The organism is Streptomyces calidiresistens, assembly GCF_014141525.1.
Classification (GTDB): Bacteria; Actinomycetota; Actinomycetes; order Streptomycetales; family Streptomycetaceae; genus Streptomyces; species Streptomyces calidiresistens.
In genome coordinates, this window is record NZ_VKHS01001231.1 from 1 (window position 1) to 1,082 (window position 1,082).

Annotated in this window: 1 protein-coding gene; it reads left to right on the top strand. The window is 73.6% G+C overall.

The genetic code is table 11. The features are described 5' to 3' along the window. A partial coding sequence (locus tag FOE67_RS26570) for an NADP-dependent oxidoreductase (protein WP_182667368.1) occupies window positions 1–1,028 on the top strand: 1,028 nt, incomplete at its 5' end. Window positions 1,029–1,082: the final 54 nt, after the last annotated feature.

Sequence of the window (1,082 nt, forward strand, 5' to 3'; positions counted from 1 at the left end):
CCGGTCGTGCCTGGCACCTGGTCTCCCGCCCCGCCGGGCGACCCCGCCCCGAGGACTTCGCGCTGCGGGAGATCCCGGTGGCGGAGCCGGGGGAGGGTGAGGTCACGGTCCGAAACCTCCATCTCTCGGTGGACCCCTACATGCGGGGACGGATGAACGACGTCAAGTCCTACGTCGCTCCCTACGCCCTGGATGCACCCATGGACGGCGGGGCGGTGGGAGAGGTGATCGCCTCCCGGACCCCCGACATCGCCGAGGGCGCGCTCGTGGTCCACCACCTGGGCTGGCGCGAGTACGCCACCCTCCCGGCCCGCCACGCCACGGTGATCCCCGCCGACGCGGGCGGGGACCCCTCCGGGAAGGGGGACATCTCCCCGAGCGCGTATCTCGGCGTGCTCGGGATGCCCGGCCTCACCGCCTGGGCGGGACTGCTGGAGGTGGGCGGCTTCCGTCCCGGCGACGCGGTCTTCGTCTCCGGCGCGGCCGGCGCGGTCGGCGGTCTGGTCGGTCGCATCGCCCGTCTCAAGGGAGCCTCCCGCGTGGTCGGCAGCGCCGGCTCCCCGGAGAAGGTCCGACTGCTCACCGGCGAGTACGGCTTCGACGCCGCCTTCGACTACCACGACGGACCGGTGCGCGACCGTCTGCGGGAGGCCGCGCCCGAGGGTATCGACCTGTACTTCGACAACGTCGGAGGCGAGCACCTGGAGGCGGCGATCGGTGCGCTGCGGGTCCACGGCCGGGCCGTGATCTGCGGCATGATCTCGCAGTACAACGCCACCGAGCCGCCCGCCGCCCCGCGCAACCTCGCGCAGGTCATCGGCAAGCGCCTGCGGCTGGAGGGCATGCTCGTCGGCGATCACCACGCCTCCCGCCCCCGTTTCCTGGAGGAGATGACGGGCTGGCTGCGTTCCGGGGAGATCGACAACCGCGAGACGGTCGTGCGCGGCATCGACCACGCCGCCCGCGCCTTCCTCGACCTCCTCGACGGCGGCAACACCGGGAAGATGATCGTCACCCTCGACGGCTGAGCCCCGGGGCCGCCCCGCGGACCGGAGCCGTCCCCGCTTCCCGTCCCCCCGGGC